Below are 25,090 nucleotides of genomic sequence, written 5' to 3' on the forward strand. Positions count from 1 at the left end.
TCAAATGCCCACTATAGGCTGGTTTGAGATTTTATTAATAGTAGCAGTAGCTATTATTGTAATCGGCCCTAAAGATTTTCCATTTATGTTAAAAAAAGTAGGTTCATGGATTGGTACAACGAAGAGATATATTAACAATATTCAAAGTGAAGTTGCAGATTTAGATATTGAATCTAATGAAATAAAAAAATCAAAAGAAGAGAATAAAAATAAAGATAAAGATAATGACAAAATCTGATAATGACGGAGGCTTCATAAGTCACTTAGCTGAATTAAGAAAAAGATTAATCCATTCATTTATTTTTTTATTCATATTTTTTATAGGATGTTATTTTTTTTCTGAGAGTTTATATGGTTTTTTGGTAGAACCTTTTGCTAAAGCAGTAAAAGAAACTGGTACAGATAGAAGATTGATTTTTACCGCACTACAAGAAACTTTTTTAACTTATTTAAAGGTTTCTTTTTTTGCTGCTTTCTTTGTAACCTGTCCATATATATTAATGCAAATCTGGAAATTTATCGCTCCTGGATTGTATAAACATGAAAAAATTGCAATAATTCCATACTTAGTTTTAACACCTATATTATTTTTTTTAGGAGGAATGCTTGTTTATTATCTGATCATGCCTCTTGCAATTAAATTTTTTTTATCATTTGAAAGCTCAGGAGCTGCAACTGGTTTGCCTATTCAGCTAGAGGCTAAAGTAAATGAATATTTATCCTTAGTAATGAAGTTAATTTTTGCATTTGGGATTAGTTTTCAGTTACCAGTTGTCTTAAGTTTACTTGCTAGAGTAGGAATTGTTGATGCTCAATTTCTAAGAGAAAGAAGAAAGTATGTTGTTGTAATAATTTTTGCTGCCGCTGCATTATTGACACCACCAGACCCAATAACACAAATTGGTTTAGCTATACCCTTATTGATTTTATATGAATTATCTATATTTTCAGTAAATATTATTGAAAAAAAGAATAAATTAGATGCATAATATTAAAGATATTAGAAGTGATATTTCATCATTTAAAGATGGTCTTAAAAAAAGATTTATTGATGTCGATTTTGAAAAAATTTTATTATTAGATGAAAATAATAGAAAATTTATACAAGAAAAAGAAAATTTAGAAAAAGAAAAAAAAGAAATATCTAAATCTAAAGATAAATCTTTATTTGAGAAATCAAAAGAAATTTCAAAAAAAATTGAAGAAATTTCATCATCTCAAAGTAAAATAAAAAATGAATTAGACAATATTTTAGCATCATTACCGAATTTACCGTATAATGATGTTCCGATAGGTAAAGATGAAAACTCTAATATTGAAATTTTAAAATCAGGAAAAATACCAAATTTTGCTTTCAAGCCTAAGTCTCATTATGAGCTAGGTGAAAATCTAAATATGCTTGATTTTGATCTTGCGACAAAAACCACAGGATCTAGATTTGTCTTTGTTAAAGATAAACTTGCTTTACTAGAAAGAGCGATTTCTAATTTTATGCTTGATACTCATATTAATTTAAATGGTTATAAAGAAATATCACCTCCATTAATTGCAACCGACTCTACAATGTTTGGAACAGGTCAATTACCAAAATTTGATAATGATCAGTTTGAACTCAAACTTGATGATTCAAATGATAGAAAGTTTTTAATACCAACTGCTGAAGTGATATTAACCAATATGGTTAAAGATCAGATTATTAATAAAGAAATTCTTCCAATAAGAATGGTTGCATCAACACCATGCTTTAGAAAAGAAGCTGGCAGCTATGGAAAGGACACTAAGGGAATGATTAGGCAACATCAGTTCTACAAAGTTGAAATGGTTAGTATTGTAGAGCCAAACCAATGTTTAGCTGAATTAGATAGAATGACTAACTGTGCAACAAAAATTCTAGACTTGTTAAAACTACCTTACAGAAAGATTATATTATGCTCAGGTGATATGGGTTTTAGTGCAGAAAAAACTTTTGATATTGAAGTTTGGTTACCATCTGAAAATAAATATAGAGAAATTTCAAGCTGTTCCTCTTGTGGTTCTTTTCAAGCCAGAAGAATGAAAGCTAGATATAAAAATAGTAAAAAAGAGACAGTATTTGTTGGAACTCTTAATGGAAGTGGTTTGGCTGTCGGCAGAACAATAGTAGCAATACTTGAAAATTATCAACAAGAGGATGGTTCAATTCTTATTCCAGAGGCTTTAAAACCATACATGAATAATATTGATAAAATCAATAAGATTTAAAGTTGTTTTAATCACTCATTTGTTATAAGTATTCATTTTAATCTAGGAGAAATATGGATCAAGGAATAGGTCAATTTATACCATTAATTTTAATTTTTGTTATTTTTTACTTTTTTTTAATAAGACCTCAACAAAAGAAAGTTAAAGAGCATAAAGCCATGGTTGAGAACTTAACAAGAGGAGACAAAGTTGTTACCTCTGCTGGAATTATTGGAACCATTGAAAGAGTTATTGATAACGAAAAAGTTGAGGTTTTAATTTCTGAAAATGTTAAAGTTGAGATTATTAAATCTACAGGTATTCAAGGTTTACTAAATACACCTGAAGTTAAAAAATAATATCAAGTTGAAGTGTTATATTTTTCAAAATTAAGAATTATTATAATATCTATAATAACTATATTTTTTTTATTTATATCGTTATCAAATTTTTTAAATACTGAAGATAAATTTTTTTCAAACAAAATAAATCTTGGTTTAGATCTACAGGGTGGATCTTATCTTTTACTCGAAATTGATAATGATCCTGTGGAACTTCAAAAATTACAGAACACAGCAACCGATATTAGAAATTTTCTAAACAAGGAAAATATTAAATTTATAGACTTAAGAATATCCAATAAATCTATAATTTTTAATGTAGATCCAACCTTAAAAGAAAAGATAGAGTCTTTTTTTATGGATAAAGATAGTGAGATAAATCCTTATTATCCTCAATACAAATCTCACCAGTTTGACTTAATATCTTCAAATAATGAATTTCAACTAAAGCTTTCAGATTATGGGTTAGTTGAAATTAAAACATCATCACAGGATCAGGCAATTGAAATAGTTAGAAGAAGAGTTGATGAAGTAGGTACAAATGAACCAAATATTCTAAAAAGAGGAAATGATAGAATTTTAGTTGAATTACCAGGTTTAGATGATCCTATGAGGATAAAATCTTTATTAGGAAAAACTGCCAATTTAAGTTTTCGTTTTATAACACAAAATGACAATGATACTTTTGGTGCAGAAATTCTTAAGTACGATGATGAAATAAACGAAGCCTTGGTAAGTAAAAGAATAATTTTAAGTGGTGAAAACCTACTTGATGCACAACCTAATATGAATACTCAAACCAACGAAACAGTTGTGTCTTTCAGACTTGATAGAGTAGGTGCTAAAAGATTTGGTAAAGCTACTACAGAAGGTATTGGCAAACAACTAGCTATAGTTCTTGATGGTAAAATTGTTAGTGCACCTGTAATAAGAGATGCCATAGTAAGTGGATCTGGACAAATTAGTGGAAACTTTACATTTCAATCAGCTACTGATCTAGCTTTACTTCTTAGATCTGGAGCATTGCCAGCCCCACTTAACATAATAGAAGAGCGTACAGTTGGGCCAGATCTTGGACAAGATTCGATAAATGCTGGTATAATTTCGCTATGTATTGGATTTGCTTTGGTTATAATTTTTATGATTTATAAGTATAAAGTATTCGGTTTGATTGCAAATATCACTTTGATAGTAAATTTATTTTTTTTGATTGGTATACTAACATTATTTGGAGCAACTTTAACGTTACCTGGAATTGCTGGAATAATATTAACTGTTGGTATGGCTGTTGACGCAAATGTTTTAATTTTTGAGAGAATTAAAGAAGAATTAAGAGAAGAAAAAAATAATATTATAGCATTCGACTCAGGTTATGTTAAATCCAAAACAGCAATCATTGATGCCAATGTAACAACTTTAATTGCAGCAATTATATTATTTTTTATGGGTTCAGGACCAGTTAAAGGGTTTTCTGTAACATTAGCTGTAGGAATATTTACAACATTATTTTCGGTTTACTTTATTGCAAGATTATTAACAAGTTTTTATGTGGTCAAAAATAAAGAAAAACCTAAACTTATTTAGATGATAAATTTTAATAAATTTTATAAATCATTCAGTATAGTCTCAACATTTTTAGTTGCTATTTCAATTATGCTTTTATCTTTTAAAGGTCTAAATTTTGGTATTGACTTTAAAGGGGGCACATTAATTGAATTAAGAACTCAAGATAACCAAACTAATGTAGCAACTCTTCGTGGTGTATTCAGTAAAATGAATTTAGGAGATGTTAATATTAAAAAATTTGGTCAAGATAGTGATTATTTGATTAAAATTGAAAAAAAAGACACAAGCTCAAATATTATTGAATTAATTAAAGAAGATCTTACCAATTCAATTGGAGAAAATTTTACCTTTAGAAGAGTTGAAAATGTTGGCCCCAAGGTAAGTTCTGAACTCTTAAAGTCTGGTATAACTGCAATACTTTTGTCGTTAGCAGCAATGTTATTTTATATTTGGATAAGATTTGAATGGCAGTTTAGTTTAGGTGCAATTATAGCTTTGTTTCATGATGTTCTAATAACACTTGGTTTATTCTCTCTATTAAATTTAGAAATTAATTTATCGATAGTAGCCGCAGTTTTAACAATAGTTGGCTATTCGATGAATGATACTGTTGTAATTTTTGATCGTGTAAGAGAAAATCTCAGAAAATATTCTGATATTAAAATCTTTGACCTAACTAATAAGTCGATAAATGAAACTCTATCTAGAACTCTAATTACTTCAATAACCACATTACTTGCTTTAGTTTCAATATATTTATTCGGTGGAGAGATACTTAAAGGTTTTTCACTCGCTATGATATTTGGGGTTATTTTTGGAACTTATTCTTCAATCTATATTGCCAATCCAATATTAGTTAAATTAAGAGTATCACAAAAAACTATTATAAAAGAAGAAGCAGAAAGAAATTAATATAAATTTTGTGCCGCTACCATTGAAAGTAACATTGGTAGAGAAAGAAGTGTATTTGTTCTTGAAAACAGCATAGCTGTTCTTGCTGATTTTGCTTTAACATCAGGTTCACACTCAACGATACCTAATGCTCTTTTTTGATTTGGCCAAATTATAAACCAAACATTAAATGCCATATATAAACCAAGCCACATACCAATACCTATAGCTGTATTTTTTCCACCACTGCCTAAAGTCATAGCATCGTGTAAATAACCATTTAAATAAGCTAAAATTAATCCTGACAGAACTGTCAGTAATGCAGCGTATCTAAAATAAAATAATGCAGCTGGAGCAATAATTTTACCTATAGCGGGCTTTTGTTCGTCAGGGATTTTTGGCATATTTGGAATTTGTACAAAGTTAAAATACCAAAGAAGCCCAATCCACATTATAGCAACCGTTACATGAATAAATCTTGTTAACCAACTCCAAAAAATTGTATCAAAATCAAAACCACCATTACCATAAAATAATCCTAGAAAAAAAATTACAGCTAAAGCTAATGATGCGTGAATAGTTTTTGGAAGTGATGATAGTAAATTGCCCATAATTAGAATCACTTATACACTAAATTTTTAAATCTTTAACCTCTTTTTAAATTTTTCTTCGAGCATGGGTTTTAAGAATTCACCAGTATAACTACCTTTTATTTTGATAATATCCTCAGGTTTGCCCTCTGCGATAATATTTCCACCTTTAACACCACCTTCAGGACCCATATCGACAATATAGTCTGCTGTTTTAATTACATCTAGATTATGTTCAATAACAACAACTGTATTTCCTAAAGCAACAAATGTGTGCAATATTTCTAATAGTTTTTTAATATCATGCTGATGCAGACCCGTTGTGGGTTCATCCAATATATACATTGTTCTACCTGTTGATCTTTTAGATAATTCTTTTGCTAATTTAATTCTTTGAGCCTCACCACCAGATAGAGTTGTAGCTTGTTGTCCAATTTTTATATAACCAAGACCTACCTTCTTTAATGTTAATAATTTAGTTTTAATGTTTGAAATATTTTCAAAATATTCACACCCTTCATCTACAGACATGTCTAAAACATCTGCAATACTTTTTCCTTTAAATTTAATCTCTAAGGTTTCTCTGTTATACCTAGTTCCTTTACATTCATCACATTGTATATAAACATCAGGCAAGAAATGCATTTCATAAGTAATTACACCATCCCCCTCGCATGCTTCGCAACGACCACCTTTAACATTAAATGAAAATCTTCCAGGTTTATAACCACGAGTTTTTGACTCAGGAAGCGCTGTAAACCAATCTCTAATAGGACCAAAAGCACCAGTATAAGTAGCTGGATTTGATCTAGGTGTTCTTCCAATTGGAGACTGGTCGATATCTATAATTTTATCAATAAGTTCAACTCCCTTATATCCTTTAAATGCTTTTGGTACTTTTCGAGCTTTATTATTTAAGGTTAAATTAAGCGCATGATATAAGGTCTGTAGTATCAATGTGGACTTACCACTTCCAGAAACTCCTGTAACACAAGTAAAACTACCAATTGGTATTTTTAGATCTACATTATTTAAATTATTTCCAGATGCACCATTAATTTCTACAAATCTTCCATTTTTAGCAAGTCTTCTTGTTTTTGGTATTTCGATATATTTTTTGTGAGATAGGTATTGTCCGGTTATGCTATTTTTATTTTTTAAGATTTCATTATAGGTTCCCTGAGCTATAATTTCTCCACCCTTAGTTCCAGCCTCAGGACCCAAATCAATAATATGATCTGCATTTTGCATAGTTTCAGTATCATGTTCAACAACTATAACTGTGTTTCCTAAATCTCTAAGTCTTTTGAGGGCATCAATTAGTTTAACATTATCTTTTTGATGTAATCCAATAGAAGGTTCATCTAGAACATAAAGAACTCCAGTTAATCCAGAGCCAATCTGAGATGCTAATCTTATTCGTTGAGCCTCTCCACCTGATAAAGTTCCAGACTCACGAGACAGAGTTAGATAATCCAAACCAACATTTAAAAGAAAATTTAATCTTTCATTAATTTCTTTTAAAATATGCTCAGCTATTTTAAATTGTCTTTTATCTAATTTAACTTCTAATTCTTTAAACCACTTAGATGCATCTAAAATTGATTTTTTTGTAACTTCGCTTATGTTTAGATTGTCTATCTTTACACATAAAGCCTCTTCTTTAAGTCTGTTTCCATTACATCCTTCGCAGGCTGAGTCTGATTGATATTCGGCTATTGCCTCTCTCTTCCACTCACTATCAGATTCCAAAAATCTTCTTTCTAAATTATTGATAACACCCTCAAAAGTTTTCTTATGTGAATATTTTTCATATCCATCATCATAATTAAATTTTATCTCTTCTTCATCCGAACCAAATAAAATTACATCCTTAATTTTTTTTGGTAATTTTTTCCATCTTTCATCTAATGAGAATCCATAATGTTTTGCTATAGAAGCTAGTGTTTGAGCATAATACAGCGTTGTAGACTTGGCCCATGGCTCAATTGCTCCATCTGCAATACTTTTTCTCTCATCGGGTATTACTAAATTTGGATCTACATTTAGCTTTATCCCAATACCCTCACATTCAGCACAGGCACCGTACGGACTATTAAATGAAAATAGTCTTGGTTCAATCTCTTCAATAGTAAATCCACTCTCAGGACATGCAAATTTAGTTGAGTAAATTAATTTTTCAGTTTTTCTAAACTTTTGAGGCAAGGTTTCATCTTCATATTCAACAAAAACCAAGCCATTTGATAGATTTACAGCCGCCTCTATACTTTCAGCCAACCTATTTCCAAGAGATGAATTAATAACAATTCTATCTACAAGAACCGATATATCGTGTTTGATTTTTTTATCTAGATCAGGTGCTTTTTCAATATCATACAAAATTTCATCTATCTTAATTTTTCTAAAACCTCTTCTTTTATAACTAAGAATGTCTTTTTTATATTCACCCTTGCGACCTCTTACTACTGGAGCGTAAATATAAATTGTAGATTTTTTTGGTAATTTTTTTATTAAATCTACAATTTGAGTAACTGTTTGCGATGTTATAGGTTTGCCAGTAAATGGAGAGAATGGTATTCCGGCTCTTGCATAAAGCACTCTCATGTAGTCATATATTTCTGTTACAGTAGCAACTGTTGATCTTGGATTTTTTGAAGTATTTTTTTGTTCTATTGCTATAGCAGGACTTAAACCTTCAATAAGATCAACATTTGGTTTTTTCATTTTATCTAAAAATTGACGTGCATAGGCAGATAAACTCTCAACATAGCGTCTTTGTCCCTCTGCATAAATTGTATCAAAAGCAAGAGAGGACTTTCCTGAACCTGAAAGCCCAGTTATGACTACAAATTGATCTTTAGGAATTTCAACTGAAACATTCTTTAAATTATGTTCTTTTGCACCCTTGATAACTATCTTTTTGATCATAATTTTAGTTGCTTTAAATTAATAAAATTAATATTCAGGTTATATTGTGATATAAATACTAAATAAATAAATAAACATTTTAAAATATTATGGCTGGAAGTTTAAATAAAGTATTATTAATTGGGCGTTTAGGCGCAGACCCTGAGATCAAACAAATGGTAAATGGTAAAAGTGTTGCAAGACTAAGTTTAGCAACAAGCCAAACTTGGAAAGACAAAACTTCTGGTGAAAAAAAAGAAAAGACTGAATGGCACCGTATAGTTGTATTTAATGATGGTTTAGTAAATGTAGTGCAACAATATCTTAAAAAAGGTGCTCAAATTTATGTTGAAGGTCAAATTGTAACAAGAAAATGGAAAGATGAACAATCTGGACAAGATAAATATTCAACTGAAATTGTAATACAAGGTTATAACTCTTCTCTTACTATGCTTGGTGGTGGCAACACAGGTGGTGGAATTCAAAATGATAATAATCAAGTATCAAATAATAATTTTGAAGACTCGCCACAAACATCAAACGATATGGATGACGAAATTCCATTTTAGTTTTTTATGCCTAACACAGAAATTCCTAAAGATAAAAATATCAAGTTAATTTCGATGCATGACGAGATGAGCTCGTCTTATCTATCTTATGCGATGAGTGTAATTGTAAGTAGGGCACTCCCAGATGTAAGAGATGGTTTAAAACCTGTTCATAGAAGAATATTATTTGCAATGTATAAAGGTGGCTATGATTGGTCTAAACAATTTAGAAAATCTGCAAGAATAGTTGGAGATGTAATTGGTAAATATCACCCACATGGCGATCAATCTGTTTATGACGCTTTAGTTAGAATGGTTCAAGATTTTTCTATGAGCTTACCTTTAGTTGAAGGGCAAGGTAACTTTGGTTCTATAGACGGAGATCCAGCAGCAGCAATGAGATATACCGAGACAAGATTGGCTAAAGTTTCCCAGTATTTAATTGATGATATTGAAAAAAATACTATTGAGTATAAAAGTAATTATGATGAAACTGAAAAAGAACCTTCAGTTTTACCTGCACAATATCCAAATCTACTAGTTAATGGAGCTGGAGGTATAGCAGTTGGTATGGCTACAAGTATACCTCCACATAATCTTGGTGAAATAATTGATGGAACACTAGCTTTAATTGAAAATAAAGACATTAAGATTAAAGATTTAATGAAACATATACCAGGCCCAGATTTTCCAACTGGGGGCGTGATCATCGGTAAGTCAATTATTAAAGATGGTTACAATATTGGACGTGGATCTTTTAAAATAAGAGGTGAAATATCTGTTGAAGCACAAAAAAATGGAAGAGAAAGACTTGTCATTACCTCAGTGCCTTATCAAGTGAACAAATCAGTACTAAATGAACGTATTGCGCAGCTTGTTAGAGAAAAAAAAATTGAAGGTATTAAAGATATTAGAGATGAGTCAAATAGAGAAGGTATAAGAGTTGCTATTGATTTAAGAAATGGTGTGGAGCCCGAGACGATTAAGAGACAACTTTATAAAAATACATCTATAGAAAGTTCTTTTGGTTTTAATACTTTAGCTATAGTTGATGGAAAACCAAAAATTTGTAACCTTAAAGAGTTTTTATCTCATTTCTTATCATTTAGAGAAGATGTTGTAATTAAGAAGACTAAATTTGATTTAAAAAAAGCGGAAGATAGAGCACACATATTAATTGGCCTTTCTGTTTCTGTAGAAAACTTAGATAAGATTATTAAGATTATTCGTTCTTCAAAAACACCAGATGATGCAAAGAAATCTTTATTAAATACCAAATGGAAAATAAATAAATCTTTAAAATTAATATCCTTAATAGTGGATAAAAAGGGTAAAAATCTTTATTCTCTCTCAGAACCTCAAGTAATTGCAATTTTAGAATTGAGGCTACAAAAGTTAACCGCTTTAGGCATCAATGAAATTGAAGTAGAGATTAAAAAATTAGCAGATTTAATAAAAGGATATAAAAAAATAATTAATTCAAAAAAAGAGCTTTTAAACGTAATAAGTGAAGAGCTAAAAACTATCAAAGAAAAATTTGCAGTACCAAGGAGAACTAAAATTATTGATGCAATTTTAAATTACAATATTGAAGAAACTATTCAAAAAGAGTCAGTAATCATAACTGTTACTTTACAAGGTTATATTAAACGAGGTGCATTAAGTAACGTAAAACAACAAAAAAGAGGTGGCAAAGGCAAATCTGGTATTGTTACAAGAGGTGAAGACTCTGTAGTTAAAACATTATCTGTTAATACGCACACATCATTACTCTTTTTTTCAACTGAAGGTCTTGTTTATAAAATTAAAGCTTGGAAAATTCCTGAAGGATCAACTGCATCTAAAGGAAAATCATTATTCAATATTTTACCTTTAAAAAGTCATCAATCAATTAGCTCTATAATGCCATTTCCTGAAAATGAAAATGATTGGAAAAATTTGCAAATAGTTTTTGCAACTGCCAAAGGTAAGATTAGAAAAAACAGTCTTGAAGATTTTTCATCTATTAATTCAGCTGGAAAAATTGCAATGAAACTTGATTCAAATGATAAAATTGTTGGTGTTGAAATTTGTAAAGATGATCAAAATATAATGCTAAGTACAAAAAATGGAAAATGTATAAGATTCGAGTCAAAAAAATTAAGAATTTTTAAAGGAAGATCTTCTAAAGGAATAAAAGGTTTAGAATTAGCACCGAATGATGAAATTGTTTCATTATCCATTATTGATCAAGTAAAGAATAAAAAAGACTCAAAAATAGAAGAGAGATTTATTTTATCTATAACTGAAAATGGTTATGGTAAAAAAACATTGCATAATGATTACAGAGTAACAAATAGAGGTGGAAAAGGAATTATTGGAATTGTTAATTCCCCAAGAAATGGAAACATATCCTCTAGCTTTCCAGTTTTAGAGGGTGATGATGTTATGATCTCAACAAATAAAGGTAGAGTTATTAGAGTTGCTATAAAAGAAATTAGAACAGCAGGAAGAAATACTCAAGGTGTGCGTATTATTAAATTATCGGGTGATGAAAAAGTAGTTTCAGCAATAAAAATTGATGATAACCTAGTGTAATGAAAAAAGTTGCTGTGTATCCTGGTACGTTTGATCCTATTACATATGGCCACATAGATGTTATTAAAAAATCCTTAAAATTATTTGAAAGAATTGTCATTGCCGTTTCAGATGGCGCAAATAAAAATTATTTGTTTAATTCTGATGAAAGAATAGAAATCATCAAGAAAGCACTTTTCAAAGACCTAAAATTGAACAAAAGTAAAATTGAGATCATTTCGTTTCAGTCATTAACTACTGATCTCTGTAAAAAATATAAATCAAATATAATTTTAAGAGGTCTTAGGGCTGTTTCTGATTTCGAATATGAATTTCAATTAGCGGGCATGAATAGAAAGTTAAATAACAATATTGAAACGATTTTTTTAATGTCAGATATAGAAAACCAAATTATTTCTTCTAGATTTGTAAAAGAAATTATTAAATTAAAAGGTGATATTGGAAAATTTACTACAAAAAGCACAATAAAGTCTTTAAAAGAAAAATATGAATAAATTTATAATCAAAATTTTACTTTTAATCTTTTTAACAACCAATAATGTAACAGCAGAGGAGAACATAATGATTTTAAAACTTAAAGATGGTGATGTAAAAATAGAACTTTTTGAGGACGTGGCACCTAATCATGTAAAAAGAATAAAACAACTAGCTGATGAAGGTAAATATGATGGTGTAGTTTTTCACAGAGTAATTGATGGTTTCATGGCACAAACTGGTGATGTTAAGTTTGGAAATTCTACAAGCGACGAGTTTGATCTAAGACGAGCTGGTATGGGTGGTTCAGACCTTCCAGATCTTAAGGAAGAGTTCAGCAATTTACCCCATGAAAGAGGAACGCTATCAATGGCTCGTTCACAAGATCCAAATAGTGCTAATAGTCAATTTTTTATCTGTTTTAAAGAGGCTTCATTTTTAGATAGACAATACACGGTCTTTGGTAAAGTTATTGAAGGAATGGAATTTGTAGATAAGATTAAAAGAGGTGACCAAAATAATAACGGCTCAGTAACTAATCCAGATAAGATTATTAGTTTTAAATAATCATTTAAAACAATTAATGACGTTAAAAAAATTTAATTTTAATGTCTTGGGAAATGATAACTTTGCCAGAGCCGGTGTTATTAGAACTCATAGAGGAAATATTCAAACTCCAGCTTTCATGCCAGTTGGAACTCAGGCAACTGTTAAGGCCTGTTTAATTGATGATGTTATTAAAACAGGTTCAGAAATTATTCTTTGTAACACTTATCATTTAATGATTAGACCTGGAGTTGAAAGAATTATTAGCGCTGGTGGTCTTCATAAATTTATGAATTGCAAACTTCCTATTCTTACAGACTCTGGAGGATTTCAAGTAATGTCTTTATCAAAGTTAAATAAAGTGGATAGAGAAAAAGGTGCAATTTTTAATTCACATGTTGATGGAAAAAAATTTATTTTAAGTCCTGAAGAAAGTATTCGTATTCAAAAAGGATTAGACTCGGATATTGTAATGATCATGGATGAATGTCCAAAAAAAACTAGTAATTACAAAATCATTAATAAATCAATGGAACTTTCAATTTATTGGGCCGAGAGATCAAAAATAGCATTTGGCTCAAATCCCCACAAAGCTCTTTTTGGTATTGTTCAAGGAGGACTATTCAAAGATCTTAGATTAAAGTCACTTAATACCTTAACTAAGATTGACTTTGACGGTTATGCAATTGGAGGACTTGCAGTTGGTGAGACGCAAAAAGAAATGTTTAATGTTTTAGATGATATCAAAGAGTATATGCCAAGTGATAAACCTCGATATTTAATGGGTGTTGGAACACCCACAGATATTCTTGGTGCTGTTAAAAGAGGTATTGATATGTTTGATTGTGTTATGCCAACAAGATCAGGAAGAACAGGTCTAGCTTTTACTTGGAATGGACGTTTAAATATTAAAAATAATAAATATAAAAATGACAATGAGCCATTAGATATTAATTGTTCTAATTTAAGTCTTAATAAATATTCTAAAAATTATTTAAACCACTTATTTAATACAAATGAAATTTTAGGTTCTACTCTTTTAACACTACATAATATCAACTTTTATCAAGAATTAATGTCAGCCATAAGAGATAATATTAAAAATGGTACATTTAACAAGTTTCACGATGAATACATTGATAGGTTGTAATTAAAATATTTGCAATTTAACAAGTTATCGAATAAATAATTGTTTTTTGGTAATAAAATTTATTTAAGTTTAGATATTTTTTTATTGTTTAAATTTTTAAGTGTAAAGAAATTTAAAAATTTTAAAGAAGGCTTCACCAAAAGTTTTTTTTTAAAATATGATAAAAAAAAACAAAATCTCGACTTTTTTAAATTCTATGTGGGCCCTTAGCTCAGTTGGTAGAGCAATTCCCTTTTAAGGAATGGGTCGATGGTTCGAGTCCATCAGGGCTCACCAAACTATTCGACGTCGACGGTTCTAAACCACTCAAAATATCCCAGTAAAGTCAGTAAAAGTGTTGACCAAGAGCACACCTTTTTTTTTAGGGTAAATCATAGTTGAATAAAATTTTAAGTATGGTTTAATAAAATATGAAAAAATTTATATTACATTTAATTTTAAGTCTTTTTATTACTCAAAACGTTTATGCTGATATGAAAAACGAAACATACAATCTTGTATTAAAAGCTAAAGATTGCTATTTTTCACTTCCTAGCTATGCCCAGGATGGTGCTATAGATAGCTGGCTTGATACAAAAAAATATTGGAATGATGCAGTCAAAGAAGAAAATATGGGCGATCCTAGAAATTTAGCGAGTGCATTTTATCGAAATGCTCAAGCATATGCAGGTGTAGTTTTGCAAATAGGGAGCGCATACAGTAGTCAATCTTGTAAGTAACAATTTAATCTTTATTAAATTCAGTAATTAAAAAACTTATTCACATAGAAAATTCTCTACAAGAAACTACACATCAAAAAAAAACTTAAGACAAGCTTATAGGTGGATAATCAAGTATGATTTTATTTGTCCACTCATCAATTTTCTTTATTCTATTATCTGCCGATGGATGAGTGCTCATAAATTTTGGTGGCGCTTTTCATTTATTAAATTCCTTCATTCTTTCCCAAATATATTTTGTCTCTCTAATATCATAACCTGATAAAGATGAAAAAATCATACTCAAATAATCAGCTTCACTTTCTTGTTTTCTATTAAATGGATTCATTATTCTTTTTAAAATTATAAATAAACATAATACTTATTTAATAAAAAGTGAATCCTGTACGATTTGAATACGATAAGTTTAATATCAACCTGCAATTATTATTGAATTATTGATAGTCAGACAATCTTTGAGTTACCTCATATCTCTCAATATAGCTTTTGATTTATTTGTAAGTTCCTCTTTAACTCCTGATTTTGAAATATTAGAAATATTTTTAATTCTGTTTGAATTTTCAATAATTTGTTTGCCCGTGCAGCTAGACAAAATTAAAAAAACTAAAAGAAGCCAAGGTGCAAACATGAACCAGTTAAGAGGATTTATTTTTTTGTACAAAAATTTAAGTATTTCTTTTTACAACTGTAAATGCTTTTCTACTTTTTTAAATTTATTAAATAAACTGCTAATCCTTTTTTTATTCACAAATTTCAGTTGTACCATTCTCACTTTTGTTTGTATAAGAAACTACGTTTAAATTTTTATAATCAGCCATTTTTATATTAGATCTCCAAGTCATTTTATCAGGCTCTACTAAAGTAAATGTTTTTTCGGTTATAGTAACTGGATACATATCTCCGTAAGCTCTAAACATTGCCGCATTATTATAAAATTCAATTTTAACTTTAAATTTGTGATCTGAAATTTTATCTATATTCACTACTCTTCTAGCTGTCCCTGCGTTGGGTTTACCGTTTGAAGTGAATAATTCTCCATATTTTCTTGAATACTCATTATAAACACCTCCATTTAAATCACATGCCATCCCACCTGAGGCCCATCGATATTTAGCAGCATGTTTAAAAGCATCTTTGATATTACTCATTTTTGCGTTTGTTTTTATTTTTTTAGGAGCTTCTACAAATGAAGATTGTCTGTCACAATCATAAAGTTTTTTTCCATCCATAAACATTTGATTTTTTTTATTATCATATTTCATTTGATTATTTTTTTTATAAATAGAATTATAACTTGTGTAAGAAAACCCAGTATTATCATTTGATGTAAGTTGATAAATCAATTCTTTTTTTCCTTTGGCAAGATTTTTATTCATACCAGTAAATTTTGAATAAACACCAATTGCAGTAATTTTATCTCTTTCAACTTTATAAACTGTTTTTCCAGTATCGTTTTTGCAAACTAATGCTTCTACCTCGATATAATTTTTAGCACTTCCTCCAGAGAATAAGCTTAGAACTAAAAATACAGCACCCACATATATTAAAGAAAATTTTTTACTTTCAGAAAAAGAAAAGTCTTTTTTTTTAATCTCAGAAATAGTTAATTCAATATTTTTTTTTAATTGAAAGATCTTGCTATTTCTCTTTTTTAAAAAGTTTATTATCTCTTTAAGTTTACTCATAAGCTTTACTTTTTTAAATTAGTTTATTAAATTAAATAATCTATTTTTTAAATTTATACAATGACTAGAATAATAATACTACTATTTTTATTAATAAATTATCCTTTACCTGTAAAATCTTATTCGGACTCTGAAAAATGTAGAAGTCAAATAATACAACTTGGAAATGATCTTAAAATTATGCTTAGAAAAATAAATATCATGCCACCAATTACAAAAATTTATATTCCTCTTAAAAAAGCTTTTGATGAAGCAATAAGAGCTCAGTCAAGAAATGATTTCAAAACTTGTATCGATAAAACAAATATAGCGTTAAGATATTCAAGAGCATATGCTAAATAAAGAAAATAATTTTTATATTTTTAAAAAAACTTGGAGACGATATATGGGTCACATCAGGGCTCACCATAAAAAAAATTAAATTAACTAATATTAATTGGTGGATAGTCAAGTATCACACTGTTTTCCCATTCTGAAAGGTCTTTTATTCTTTTAGAAGAAGAGGGATGGGTGTTCATAAACTGAGGTGGTTCTTTTCCTTTATTAGACTCTTTCATTCTTTCCCATAATTTTTTTGTTTCTCTAATATCAAATCCAGATAACGAAGCAAAAATCATTCCTAAATAATCAGCCTCGCTTTCTTGAGTTCTAGTGAAGGGATTCATTAATCCTATTTGAGATAACAAACCAATAGTATTCATACCAGTTATTCTATTAACTTGTGATAATTTACCTCCTGAAAAAATATCAATAAGCTGAGTACTTGTGTTTAATAAAACACTTCTGCTAGCTCTTTCAACAGAATGCTTTGCAACCGCATGGGCTATCTCATGACCCATCACTGAAGCTAAACCATTAGTATTTTTGGTAACTTTAAGAATTCCTGTATAGACAGCAATTTTACCACCAGGCATACACCAGGCATTTTTGATCTTTTTATTATCAATTAATATATACTCCCAATCAAAATTTACTGTTGGGTCATCTAGTCCTGCTCTATAAAAATATTCCGAAATTGAATTTTCCATCCGTTTTCCAATATCTTTAATTTCATTAAGTGTTTTTTTATCATCACTCATTTTTTCTTTTTCTTTTACTTTTTCATAAATTTGAGCTGCTTGAGCATTTAATTTAGCCTCAGGTATAATTTTGAATTGTCTACGATCTGTAATAGGTGTTGTAGAGCAAGCATTAATCAGTAGACCTGAACATCCACACCCCATTACATTTAAAAATTTTCTTCTATTCATTTTTTATAAAATTTGATAATTATATATTCATTATCATATATGAATTTAAACAACAAAATATTATTAGTTCTTTTCATTATTGCAATTTCATTTGTAATTTATTCTAGCTATAATTAATACAAAATGTCAAAAAAGAAAAAATCATTAACCTTGAAATTAAGAAATTATTTTTTCACTGGGGTAATTGTACTTGTTCCAATTGGATTTACACTTTATTTAAGTAAATTTTTAATTAATTTTTCAACAAAATTAGTTCCAGCTGGACTAAATCCAAACACTTATCTTCCTTATTCAATTATTGGAATTGAAATAATTTTGACAATCACATTTATTACAATCATAGGGGGTCTCTCATTATCTTTTATTGGGAAAAAATTTTTACAATTAGTTGATGATCTTTTTAAGAGAATACCTATTTTGAGAACAATATATTCGGCTATAGGTCAGATGACAGATTCATTTAGAGAGCAGGAAGGAAATAAAAAAAGTGTTGTTTTGGTTGAGTATCCAAGAAAAGGCTCATGGGCGGTTGGTTTTGCTACCAAAGAAAATACTGGTGAAATTAAAACTAAAACTAAATTAAATCTTGTAAACGTTTTTGTTCCAACAACACCAAACCCAACAAGTGGTTTTTTACTGATGATACCTAAAGAAGAGCTAGTTTATCTGGACATGACATTTGAAGAAGCGTCAAAATTTATTGTTTCTGCAGGAACCTCAAATCCAAAAAATTAAACTATATCATTAATAATATCAGCTTGATCATATAATTTTAGTAAAGGTCTATATTTTTCTATATTAATGTTTTCTTGTTCAATTTTTTTAATTTGTTTTTCTGCCAAGATAAATAAATCTTCATTTTGTATAGGATCAGCTAACCTAAAATTTTTAGCACCACTTTGTTTAAATCCTAATAAGTCGCCAAAACCTCTAAGTCTCATGTCTTCTTCTGATATTTCAAAGCCATCATTAGAATTTTTCAATATATTGATCCTTTTTTTTGCATTGACGCTTAAATTAGATTTAAACATTAAAATACAGCTTGCTTGTTTATTACCTCTACCAACACGACCTCTTAATTGATGGAGTTGTGACAAACCAAATTTATTAGCATTTTCAATTATAATTACATTAGCATTCGGAAAATCTATCCCAACTTCAATTATTGTTGTTGAAACTAATATTGAATATTTTTTATTAAGAAACTTATAAAGAATTTCCTCCTTTTCATCATTTTCAATTTTCCCATGAAGTAAGGCTACTTTATTTGGAAAGATTTTATTCAAATACTTGTATTTATTAACAGAGGATTGATGATCTAATTTTTTAGACTCTTCAATTAAAGGACATACCCAGAAAACTTGATTACCTTCTGTAATTTCTTTTTTAACAAATTTGATAACATCATCCATTTTAGTTTCTAGTTTACTATAGGTTTTAACTTCTTTACGATTATTAGGTTTTTCTCTAATTATTGATACATCCATGTCACCATAAACAGACATAGTTAAAGTTCTTGGTATAGGCGTTGCAGACATCAAGAGTACATCGCAATTATTTCCACCTTTGTCAGATAATAATTTTCTTTGCCTAACACCAAATTTATGCTGCTCATCAATAATTATATAGCCCAATTTATTAAATAATATTTTCTTTTGAAATATTGCATGGGTTCCAAAAATCATTTTAATTTTATTATTTTTTAATTCTTTGATAATTCTTTTCTTATCTATGTTTTCACTTTTACTTGAAAGCAATTCTATAGATATATTTTCAGGAAATAGTTTTTTAGCTAAGGAGTAATGTTGTCTAGCTAATATTTCTGTGGGCGCCATTAGAGCTACTTGGAAATTTGAATTTATTACACTTAATGCAGAAATTAATGCTACAATAGTTTTTCCACTACCTACGTCACCTTGTAAAAGTCTAAACATTTTACTGTTTGAGCTTAAGTCCTTATTGATGTCGGATAATGATTTTTTTTGATCATTTGTTAATATAAAATTAAGTTTATCAATTATTTGGTTATATGAGTTATCTGTAATTTTTTTTGAAGTCTTTTTAATTTTCTTAATTTTTTTTCGGATTTCTGAATTTACAAGAAATGATGCAAATATTTCATCGTAAGCTAGTCTTTGATAAAAGTTTGCTTTGTAATTTTGAATATTTTCTGGGTCATGTAGTTTAATAATTGACTCATTCCAACTTTCATTTTTAAATCTTTCTAATATTTCTTTGTCATGCCATTCATTTAAGATAGGTAAATTCTCTAATATTTGTTTAATAATTTTATTATAATTTTTTTCAGTAATACCTTCGGTAAGAGAATATTTATTATGAACTGTCTCTATTAATGAACTGTCCTGTGAAACATATGTTGGATTTGTTATTTGATATTTGCCCTTAAAAGATGTGATTTTACCACTAATAGTAACTTCTTGATTGAGTGGCAAAATTTTTCTTACATATCCTTCATAACTATGAAAAAAAATACAATCAATTTTGCCAGTCTCATCTGAGCAATTCACTCTATTTGGTAAGTTTCTTACTCTAGGAAATTGATATTTTGCTGGTATTATTCTAATTGTTTGAACTTTATTAATTTGAAGGTCAAAAATTTTAGTGACTAATGATCTATCTGTATAAGATTTTGGAAGTCTCCACAATAAATCAAAAATTGTATTAACTTTTTTTTTCTTCAAAATATCCATGGTTTTTTTTCCAACACCATTTAGTTTTGTAAGATCTGATAATAAATAATCGTAATTATTCTTATTTTTCATGATAGATAGAATATAATAGTAATTACAATGATTAATATAAAGGATTTAAAAAATAAAATAATTTACCGTGCTACCTATAGAGGTACTAAGGAAATGGATAAACTTTTAACTTCTTTTACTAAAAAATATATAAATAAACTTAATGAAAATGATCTCATACTTTTAAGCAATCTATTGGATAACGATGATGAAGATCTCTATAAGCTAAATCACAATATACAAACAGACAAATTTTTTGATAATAACAAAGTTATTGAATTATTTAAAAATTATGAATACAGATCAGATTAATGGCGGAGAGACTGAGATTCGAACTCAGGAAAGAGTTGCCCCTTTGCCGGTTTTCAAGACCGGTGCATTCAACCACTCTGCCATCTCTCCGTAACACCGTTTTATTATCATAATTTTTTAATTCAACAATAAAATAGATAAATTGAATAAATAATGAGCTAATATTTGAAATATTTATAATGAAAAATAATAAATTCAATAAAGGTATTATTTTAACAGCCTTAGGATCTTTTTGGTGGGGAGTAATTGGTGTAATCTATTTTAAGTTTATTTCCTATACTGGATCTATAGAAGTGGTAATTCATAGATGCGTATGGACAGCGGTAATGCTGATAATAACTACTTTTTATTTTTCAAAATGGAATATTTTTTTTGAAATAATATCTAGTATTAGAAATATAACACTATTATTTTTTTCAAGTGTATTAATATTTCTCAATTGGGCGACCTGGATCTATGCTGTAGGAAATGAAAAAATTATAGATGCTAGTTTTGGTTATTTTATTATGCCAATTTTGAGTGTTTTTTTAGGATATATTTTTTATGATGAAAAAATAAATCAAAAAAGAGGTCTGTCTATTATTTTGGTATTGATTTCAATAATTTTCTTATTGTTTAAAAACTTTGACTCAATACCTTGGGTTGGAATAATTGTAGGTGTAAGCTGGGGGCTTTATAATCTGATAAGAAAAAAGGTTAATGTAGATACAGATATTGGTCTATTAATAGAAAGCTTATTTATTTTACCATTTGCCTTGTTAGGATTTTATCTTTTATATCAAAATGGTCAAAATTATTTCAGTTTTAACAATGTACCATTAATGTTTTTATTAATGTTGGCCGGTCCAATGACAGTGATTCCTTTATTTTTATATGTAAGAGGTGTTGAACTGTCAGGATTAGGACCAACTGGAATGATTTTTTATATAACTCCTACATTTCAGTTTTTACTGGGTTTTTTTTACTATAATGAAACTTTTTCCCTCGATAAATCATTAAGTTTCATTTTAATTTGGATTGCTGTAATTATTTATTTAAAAGATTTATATGAAAATAATTAGATATTTATCGATAATATTTTTTATATTTTTTGCCAGCAACTTAATGGCTGATGAAAATGATTTTTCTAAATGGTTAAATAATTTTAAAATTTATGCTTTAAAACAAGGTGTTTCTGAAAAAACTTTTGACCTTGCAATGTCTGATGTTGTGTTTTTACCAAAGGTAATAAAGTATGACCGTTTTCAGCCTGAATTTTATGAGGATACAAAATTATACATATCCAAAAGAACTTCAGATCAAAAATTAAAGAAGGGAAGTGATATTTATAGGTCGAATAAAAATTTTATAAATCTTATTGATAATAAATTTTCTGTTGAAAAAGAGTTGCTTTTAGCACTAATGGGCATTGAAACTAATTTTGGAACTTATGTCGGCAAGATGGATATTTTATCATCTCTTGCAACATTAAGTTTTGATGAAAGAAGATCTGAATTTTTCACAAAAGAACTTATTACAATACTTAAATTAATAGATAGTAAAAAAATTAATCATGATATCCTATATGGTTCTTGGGCAGGGGCTTTTGGATATTTTCAATTTATGCCTTCTACTATGGAGCGTTATGCGATTGATTTTGATAAAAATAATATTATTGAATTAAAGTCAACAAAAGATGCTTTTGCTTCAGCTGCAAACTATATAAACAAAATAGGTTGGAAAAAAAATCAACCTTGTTTTATTAGAGTAAAATTAGATAAAAATGTGCCCCAAAATATATTAAATACATCTGCAAGAAATTTGCACAGCAAGCAAAAATTTAAGACTTTAAAAAAATATATAATTAAAAATGATAATTTTGCAAATATTGATAACAACATGATAGCCTCAATTATTACACCAGATAAAGATATTATTCCTGAAGCACAAAATTTAGAACCCGCTTATATTGTTTTTGAAAATTACGAAAAAATTCTACAATGGAACAGATCCTTGCGTTTTGCTCTAGCTGTTTGTACTTTAAAAGAGAAATTTGAAAATGTTCTATAAAAAAAAAATATTTCTTTTTTTTATTATGTTATTTGTAAGTAACTGTACTACTATCAACCAAACTAAAATTCAGACATCTCAACTTTTAGAAGATCCCTTTATTAATAAAGGGTTTGCACTTATTTATAATGAAAATTATTTAAAAGAAAAAATAATCTCTAGAAAAATAGATGAAAGAAGCCTTGTAGTTTTTCAAAAAAATTTAAAAAAAAATACAAAAGTTAAAATTACCAATATAAAAAATAATAGATCAATAATAGCAACCGTTGGAAATAACGCTAATTATCCTTCTTTTAATAATTCCGTTTTATCAATTCGTATAGCAGATGAAATAAATTTAGATAAGAAGGAGCCATATGTTGAGATTTTAGAAATCCTAGATAATTCAGCTTTTGTTGCAAAAAAAGCTAAAACTTTTGAAGAAGAAAAAAAAGTTGCTACTAATGTACCGGTAAATAATATTAGTATTAGCGATTTAAATAGTACTCAAATTAAAAGCTCAACTAAACCTACAAATAAATTTTCTTACAAAATTAAAATAGCTGATTTTTATTTTAAAGATACAGCTTTGTTATTAATTGATAGAATCAACAACGAAACTAATGTTAAAGATGTTAAAATTGAAAAGATTATGGAAAATAAATATAGAGTTTATCTAGGTCCATTCTATAACATTAATACTCTACAAAAATCTTTTAATGATATAAACATATTAGAATTTGAAAACATTGAAATTATAAAATGAATAAAAAAAAATTTTTTTTAGCATTATTTACACTTTTATTATTTTCGCTTAATACAAAAGCTGAATTTAACATTAAGGCAAGAACAGCTATCCTACAAGATTATCTATCTGGTGAAATTTTATTTGAAAAAGAACCTGATAAATCAATCTATCCTGCTTCTATGACAAAAATCATGACTGCTATAATAGCTTTTGATTTAATTAAGAAAGGCGACTTAAGCTTAGATGAAAAATTTATTGTATCTGAAAATGCATGGCGATTATCATCGGCTGGTTATTCATCAATGTTTATCATGGTTGGCGATGAGGTTACTGTAGAAAATTTACTTAAAGGGATAATTGTTGCCTCAGGTAATGATGCCTGTGTAGCTTTAGCTGAGGGTATTGCTGGCACAGAAGATGAATTTGCAATCATGATGACTGCCAAAGCAAAAGAAATTGGTATGGAAAATACTAATTTTGCTAATTCATCTGGAATAAATAATACAAAAAATGTATCTACCGTTAAGGACATATTAATTATGTCAAACTACCTTATAAAAAATTTTCCAGAAGAATATAAGTTGTTTGCTGAAAAAGAATTTACTTGGGATAGAACTGGGGGTGATCCAATTACTCAAGGAAATAGAAATCCACTATTATATTCCTCACTTGGTGCAGACGGCATTAAAACTGGTTATTTAGCTGTTGAAAAATATTCTTTGGCTTCATCTGTTGAAAGAAATGGTAGAAGGCTAATTGCAGTTGGTAGTGGTTTTGATACAAAAAGTGACAGGTCTAAGGAAAGCTCAAAACTTATAACATGGGGATTGACAAATTTTGATTTGGTTAATGTTACACAAAGTGAAACGCCTATTGAAGATGTTGAAGTATGGTTGGGCAAAAAAAAAACAGTGAAGACCTATGTTAATAAAGATATTTATAAAGTAATTAATAAAGGAAGAAAAAGTTTATTAAAAGTTACATTAAAGTACAACGGCCCAATACATGCTCCTATTCATAAAGATGATGTAATTGGTAAATTAAACATAAGTTATAAAGGTGAATTTATTGAAGAATACGACTTATTAGCATTCGAAGATGTTAAAAAATTAAATATTTTCTCTAGATTAATAAAATCTATTAATTTTTTAATATGGGGCGATGTCTAAAAAACCAATTATTGTTTTTGAGGGTATAGAAGGGACTGGAAAATCTCATCATATCAAAAAAGTTGCTTCTTTTTTTAAAAAAAAAATATTACTTTTATAAAAATCAGAGAACCTGGTGGAAGTGTTAATTCAGAGAAAATTAGAAAACTAATATTAGATAATAAATCTAACTTTAATAAAGAAACTGATTTGCTTTTATATTTATCAGCTAGAAGTGAAAATATTGAACTTATCAAAAAAAATAAAGGTAAAAAAATTATATTAATAGATCGTTTCTCCGACTCTACAATTGCTTATCAACATTATGGGATGGGTGTAAATCGTAAATTCATAGAAAATATTAACAATCATTTACTAAAAGATATAAAAATTGATTTTACTTTTTTGAATACAGTCAATAATTATAATATGAAAAAAAGACTTGGTCAGAGAAAAAGACTTAATAGATACGATAAGTTTGATACTAAATTTTATAATAAAGTTCAAAATGGCTTTATAAAACTATCAAAATCAAAACCTAAAAAATATATTAAGATTAATTCTAATATAGATATAAAGATTAATGAAAAAATTATATTAGATAAGATCAAAAGTTTAATTTAAGGAT

General features: G+C 28.2%; 27 protein-coding genes and 2 tRNA genes. 21 read left to right on the top strand and 8 right to left on the bottom strand.

Annotated features, from left to right (window positions below):
- Positions 1 to 4: 4 nt before the first annotated feature.
- The 6 genes from tatB to secF are packed head-to-tail and all read left to right on the top strand — an operon-like array spanning position 5 to position 5,039.
- Positions 5 to 238, top strand: coding sequence for a Sec-independent protein translocase protein TatB (tatB, locus tag AC5SL1_RS02735; RefSeq protein WP_494580674.1), 234 nt, complete (start codon positions 5 to 7; stop codon positions 236 to 238).
- The gene (tatC, locus tag AC5SL1_RS02740; RefSeq protein WP_494580676.1) at positions 225 to 989 is read left to right on the top strand and encodes a twin-arginine translocase subunit TatC; all 765 of its coding nucleotides are present in this window, start codon (positions 225 to 227) and stop codon (positions 987 to 989) included. The genes tatB and tatC overlap by 14 nt, the downstream gene beginning before the upstream one ends.
- Positions 982 to 2,241, top strand: coding sequence for a serine--tRNA ligase (serS, locus tag AC5SL1_RS02745; RefSeq protein ID WP_494600193.1), 1,260 nt, complete (start codon positions 982 to 984; stop codon positions 2,239 to 2,241). The genes tatC and serS overlap by 8 nt, the downstream gene beginning before the upstream one ends.
- Positions 2,242 to 2,294: 53 nt before the next feature.
- Positions 2,295 to 2,579, top strand: a complete 285-nt coding sequence (gene yajC, locus AC5SL1_RS02750) for a preprotein translocase subunit YajC (RefSeq protein WP_494573721.1) — start codon at positions 2,295 to 2,297, stop codon at positions 2,577 to 2,579.
- Positions 2,580 to 2,591: 12 nt separating this feature from the next.
- Positions 2,592 to 4,145: a protein translocase subunit SecD gene (secD, locus tag AC5SL1_RS02755; RefSeq protein WP_494600194.1), complete on the top strand. Its 1,554-nt coding sequence runs from the start codon at positions 2,592 to 2,594 to the stop codon at positions 4,143 to 4,145.
- Positions 4,146 to 5,039: a protein translocase subunit SecF gene (gene secF, locus AC5SL1_RS02760; protein WP_494600195.1), complete on the top strand. Its 894-nt coding sequence runs from the start codon at positions 4,146 to 4,148 to the stop codon at positions 5,037 to 5,039.
- Here the strand turns inward: secF and AC5SL1_RS02765 are convergent.
- Positions 5,036 to 5,629, bottom strand: a complete 594-nt coding sequence (locus tag AC5SL1_RS02765; RefSeq protein WP_494600196.1) for a urate hydroxylase PuuD — start codon at positions 5,627 to 5,629, stop codon at positions 5,036 to 5,038. The two genes, secF and AC5SL1_RS02765, sit on opposite strands and share 4 nt — an antisense overlap.
- Before the next feature lie 27 nt (positions 5,630 to 5,656).
- On the bottom strand, positions 5,657 to 8,536 hold the full coding sequence (gene uvrA / locus AC5SL1_RS02770) for an excinuclease ABC subunit UvrA (RefSeq protein ID WP_494600197.1): 2,880 nt from the start codon (positions 8,534 to 8,536) through the stop codon (positions 5,657 to 5,659).
- Positions 8,537 to 8,625: 89 nt separating this feature from the next.
- Here uvrA and ssb point away from each other — a divergent pair, with 89 nt between their 5' ends.
- The 7 genes from ssb to AC5SL1_RS02805 all read left to right on the top strand — a co-directional run bounded on the left by ssb (position 8,626) and on the right by AC5SL1_RS02805 (position 14,529).
- Entirely contained in the window at positions 8,626 to 9,084 is a 459-nt protein-coding gene (gene ssb / locus AC5SL1_RS02775) for a single-stranded DNA-binding protein (RefSeq protein ID WP_494573716.1), read from the top strand.
- A gap of 6 nt (positions 9,085 to 9,090) precedes the next feature.
- On the top strand, positions 9,091 to 11,640 hold the full coding sequence (gyrA, locus tag AC5SL1_RS02780) for a DNA gyrase subunit A (RefSeq protein WP_494600198.1): 2,550 nt from the start codon (positions 9,091 to 9,093) through the stop codon (positions 11,638 to 11,640).
- On the top strand, positions 11,640 to 12,134 hold the full coding sequence (gene coaD / locus AC5SL1_RS02785; protein WP_494600199.1) for a pantetheine-phosphate adenylyltransferase: 495 nt from the start codon (positions 11,640 to 11,642) through the stop codon (positions 12,132 to 12,134). Before gyrA ends, coaD begins: the two co-directional genes overlap by 1 nt.
- Entirely contained in the window at positions 12,127 to 12,681 is a 555-nt protein-coding gene (locus AC5SL1_RS02790; protein WP_494600200.1) for a peptidylprolyl isomerase, read from the top strand. Before coaD ends, AC5SL1_RS02790 begins: the two co-directional genes overlap by 8 nt.
- A gap of 16 nt (positions 12,682 to 12,697) precedes the next feature.
- Positions 12,698 to 13,810 carry a tRNA guanosine(34) transglycosylase Tgt gene (gene tgt / locus AC5SL1_RS02795; protein ID WP_494600201.1) on the top strand — a complete coding sequence of 371 codons (1,113 nt, stop codon included), beginning with the start codon at positions 12,698 to 12,700 and terminating at the stop codon, positions 13,808 to 13,810.
- Positions 13,811 to 14,010: 200 nt separating this feature from the next.
- Positions 14,011 to 14,086, top strand: a tRNA-Lys gene (locus AC5SL1_RS02800).
- Between the two features lie 197 nt (positions 14,087 to 14,283).
- The gene (locus AC5SL1_RS02805; RefSeq protein WP_494600202.1) at positions 14,284 to 14,529 is read left to right on the top strand and encodes a hypothetical protein; all 246 of its coding nucleotides are present in this window, start codon (positions 14,284 to 14,286) and stop codon (positions 14,527 to 14,529) included.
- 199 nt (positions 14,530 to 14,728) lie between these two features.
- Here the strand turns inward: AC5SL1_RS02805 and AC5SL1_RS02810 are convergent, their stop codons facing one another.
- From AC5SL1_RS02810 to AC5SL1_RS02820, 3 genes are all read right to left on the bottom strand, one after another.
- The gene (locus AC5SL1_RS02810; protein ID WP_494600203.1) at positions 14,729 to 14,857 is read right to left on the bottom strand and encodes a hypothetical protein; all 129 of its coding nucleotides are present in this window, start codon (positions 14,855 to 14,857) and stop codon (positions 14,729 to 14,731) included.
- Between the two features lie 132 nt (positions 14,858 to 14,989).
- Positions 14,990 to 15,190 (bottom strand): hypothetical protein, encoded by a 201-nt coding sequence (locus tag AC5SL1_RS02815; protein WP_494600204.1) that lies wholly within the window; start codon positions 15,188 to 15,190, stop codon positions 14,990 to 14,992.
- Between the two features lie 79 nt (positions 15,191 to 15,269).
- Positions 15,270 to 16,214 carry a hypothetical protein gene (locus AC5SL1_RS02820; RefSeq protein WP_494600205.1) on the bottom strand — a complete coding sequence of 315 codons (945 nt, stop codon included), beginning with the start codon at positions 16,212 to 16,214 and terminating at the stop codon, positions 15,270 to 15,272.
- A gap of 60 nt (positions 16,215 to 16,274) precedes the next feature.
- Between AC5SL1_RS02820 and AC5SL1_RS02825 the strand changes: the two genes are divergently transcribed.
- A complete protein-coding gene (locus AC5SL1_RS02825) occupies positions 16,275 to 16,556 on the top strand; it encodes a hypothetical protein (protein ID WP_494600206.1) in 282 nt (93 codons plus the stop codon).
- An 80-nt stretch (positions 16,557 to 16,636) separates the two neighbouring features.
- Here AC5SL1_RS02825 and AC5SL1_RS02830 read toward each other — a convergent pair whose 3' ends face one another.
- Entirely contained in the window at positions 16,637 to 17,464 is an 828-nt protein-coding gene (locus AC5SL1_RS02830) for a M48 family metallopeptidase (protein WP_494600207.1), read from the bottom strand.
- Between the two features lie 123 nt (positions 17,465 to 17,587).
- Between AC5SL1_RS02830 and AC5SL1_RS02835 the strand changes: the two genes are divergently transcribed.
- On the top strand, positions 17,588 to 18,199 hold the full coding sequence (locus tag AC5SL1_RS02835) for a DUF502 domain-containing protein (RefSeq protein WP_494600208.1): 612 nt from the start codon (positions 17,588 to 17,590) through the stop codon (positions 18,197 to 18,199).
- Here the strand turns inward: AC5SL1_RS02835 and AC5SL1_RS02840 are convergent.
- The gene (locus tag AC5SL1_RS02840; protein WP_494600209.1) at positions 18,196 to 20,247 is read right to left on the bottom strand and encodes an ATP-dependent DNA helicase RecG; all 2,052 of its coding nucleotides are present in this window, start codon (positions 20,245 to 20,247) and stop codon (positions 18,196 to 18,198) included. The two genes, AC5SL1_RS02835 and AC5SL1_RS02840, sit on opposite strands and share 4 nt — an antisense overlap.
- A 27-nt stretch (positions 20,248 to 20,274) precedes the next feature.
- Between AC5SL1_RS02840 and AC5SL1_RS02845 the strand changes: the two genes are divergently transcribed.
- Positions 20,275 to 20,538: a succinate dehydrogenase assembly factor 2 gene (locus AC5SL1_RS02845; protein ID WP_494600210.1), complete on the top strand. Its 264-nt coding sequence runs from the start codon at positions 20,275 to 20,277 to the stop codon at positions 20,536 to 20,538.
- Here AC5SL1_RS02845 and AC5SL1_RS02850 read toward each other — a convergent pair.
- Positions 20,539 to 20,628, bottom strand: a tRNA-Ser gene (locus AC5SL1_RS02850). It abuts the gene before it with no gap.
- An 89-nt stretch (positions 20,629 to 20,717) separates the two neighbouring features.
- On the opposite strand from AC5SL1_RS02850, the gene rarD reads away from it, so the two are divergent.
- The 5 genes from rarD (at position 20,718) to AC5SL1_RS02875 (ending at position 25,086) form a co-directional block, all read left to right on the top strand.
- On the top strand, positions 20,718 to 21,599 hold the full coding sequence (gene rarD / locus AC5SL1_RS02855; protein WP_494580697.1) for an EamA family transporter RarD: 882 nt from the start codon (positions 20,718 to 20,720) through the stop codon (positions 21,597 to 21,599).
- Positions 21,586 to 22,587 carry a lytic murein transglycosylase gene (locus AC5SL1_RS02860; protein ID WP_494600211.1) on the top strand — a complete coding sequence of 334 codons (1,002 nt, stop codon included), beginning with the start codon at positions 21,586 to 21,588 and terminating at the stop codon, positions 22,585 to 22,587. The genes rarD and AC5SL1_RS02860 overlap by 14 nt, the downstream gene beginning before the upstream one ends.
- A complete protein-coding gene (locus AC5SL1_RS02865) occupies positions 22,577 to 23,332 on the top strand; it encodes a hypothetical protein (RefSeq protein WP_494600212.1) in 756 nt (251 codons plus the stop codon). The genes AC5SL1_RS02860 and AC5SL1_RS02865 overlap by 11 nt, the downstream gene beginning before the upstream one ends.
- Complete coding sequence (locus AC5SL1_RS02870; RefSeq protein WP_494600213.1) at positions 23,329 to 24,483, top strand: D-alanyl-D-alanine carboxypeptidase family protein; 1,155 nt, start codon at positions 23,329 to 23,331, stop codon at positions 24,481 to 24,483. The genes AC5SL1_RS02865 and AC5SL1_RS02870 overlap by 4 nt, the downstream gene beginning before the upstream one ends.
- A gap of 150 nt (positions 24,484 to 24,633) precedes the next feature.
- A complete protein-coding gene (locus tag AC5SL1_RS02875; protein ID WP_494600289.1) occupies positions 24,634 to 25,086 on the top strand; it encodes a dTMP kinase in 453 nt (150 codons plus the stop codon).
- The last annotated feature ends 4 nt before the right edge of the window (positions 25,087 to 25,090 follow it).

The organism is Candidatus Pelagibacter sp. PS_10_02 (assembly GCF_059418005.1).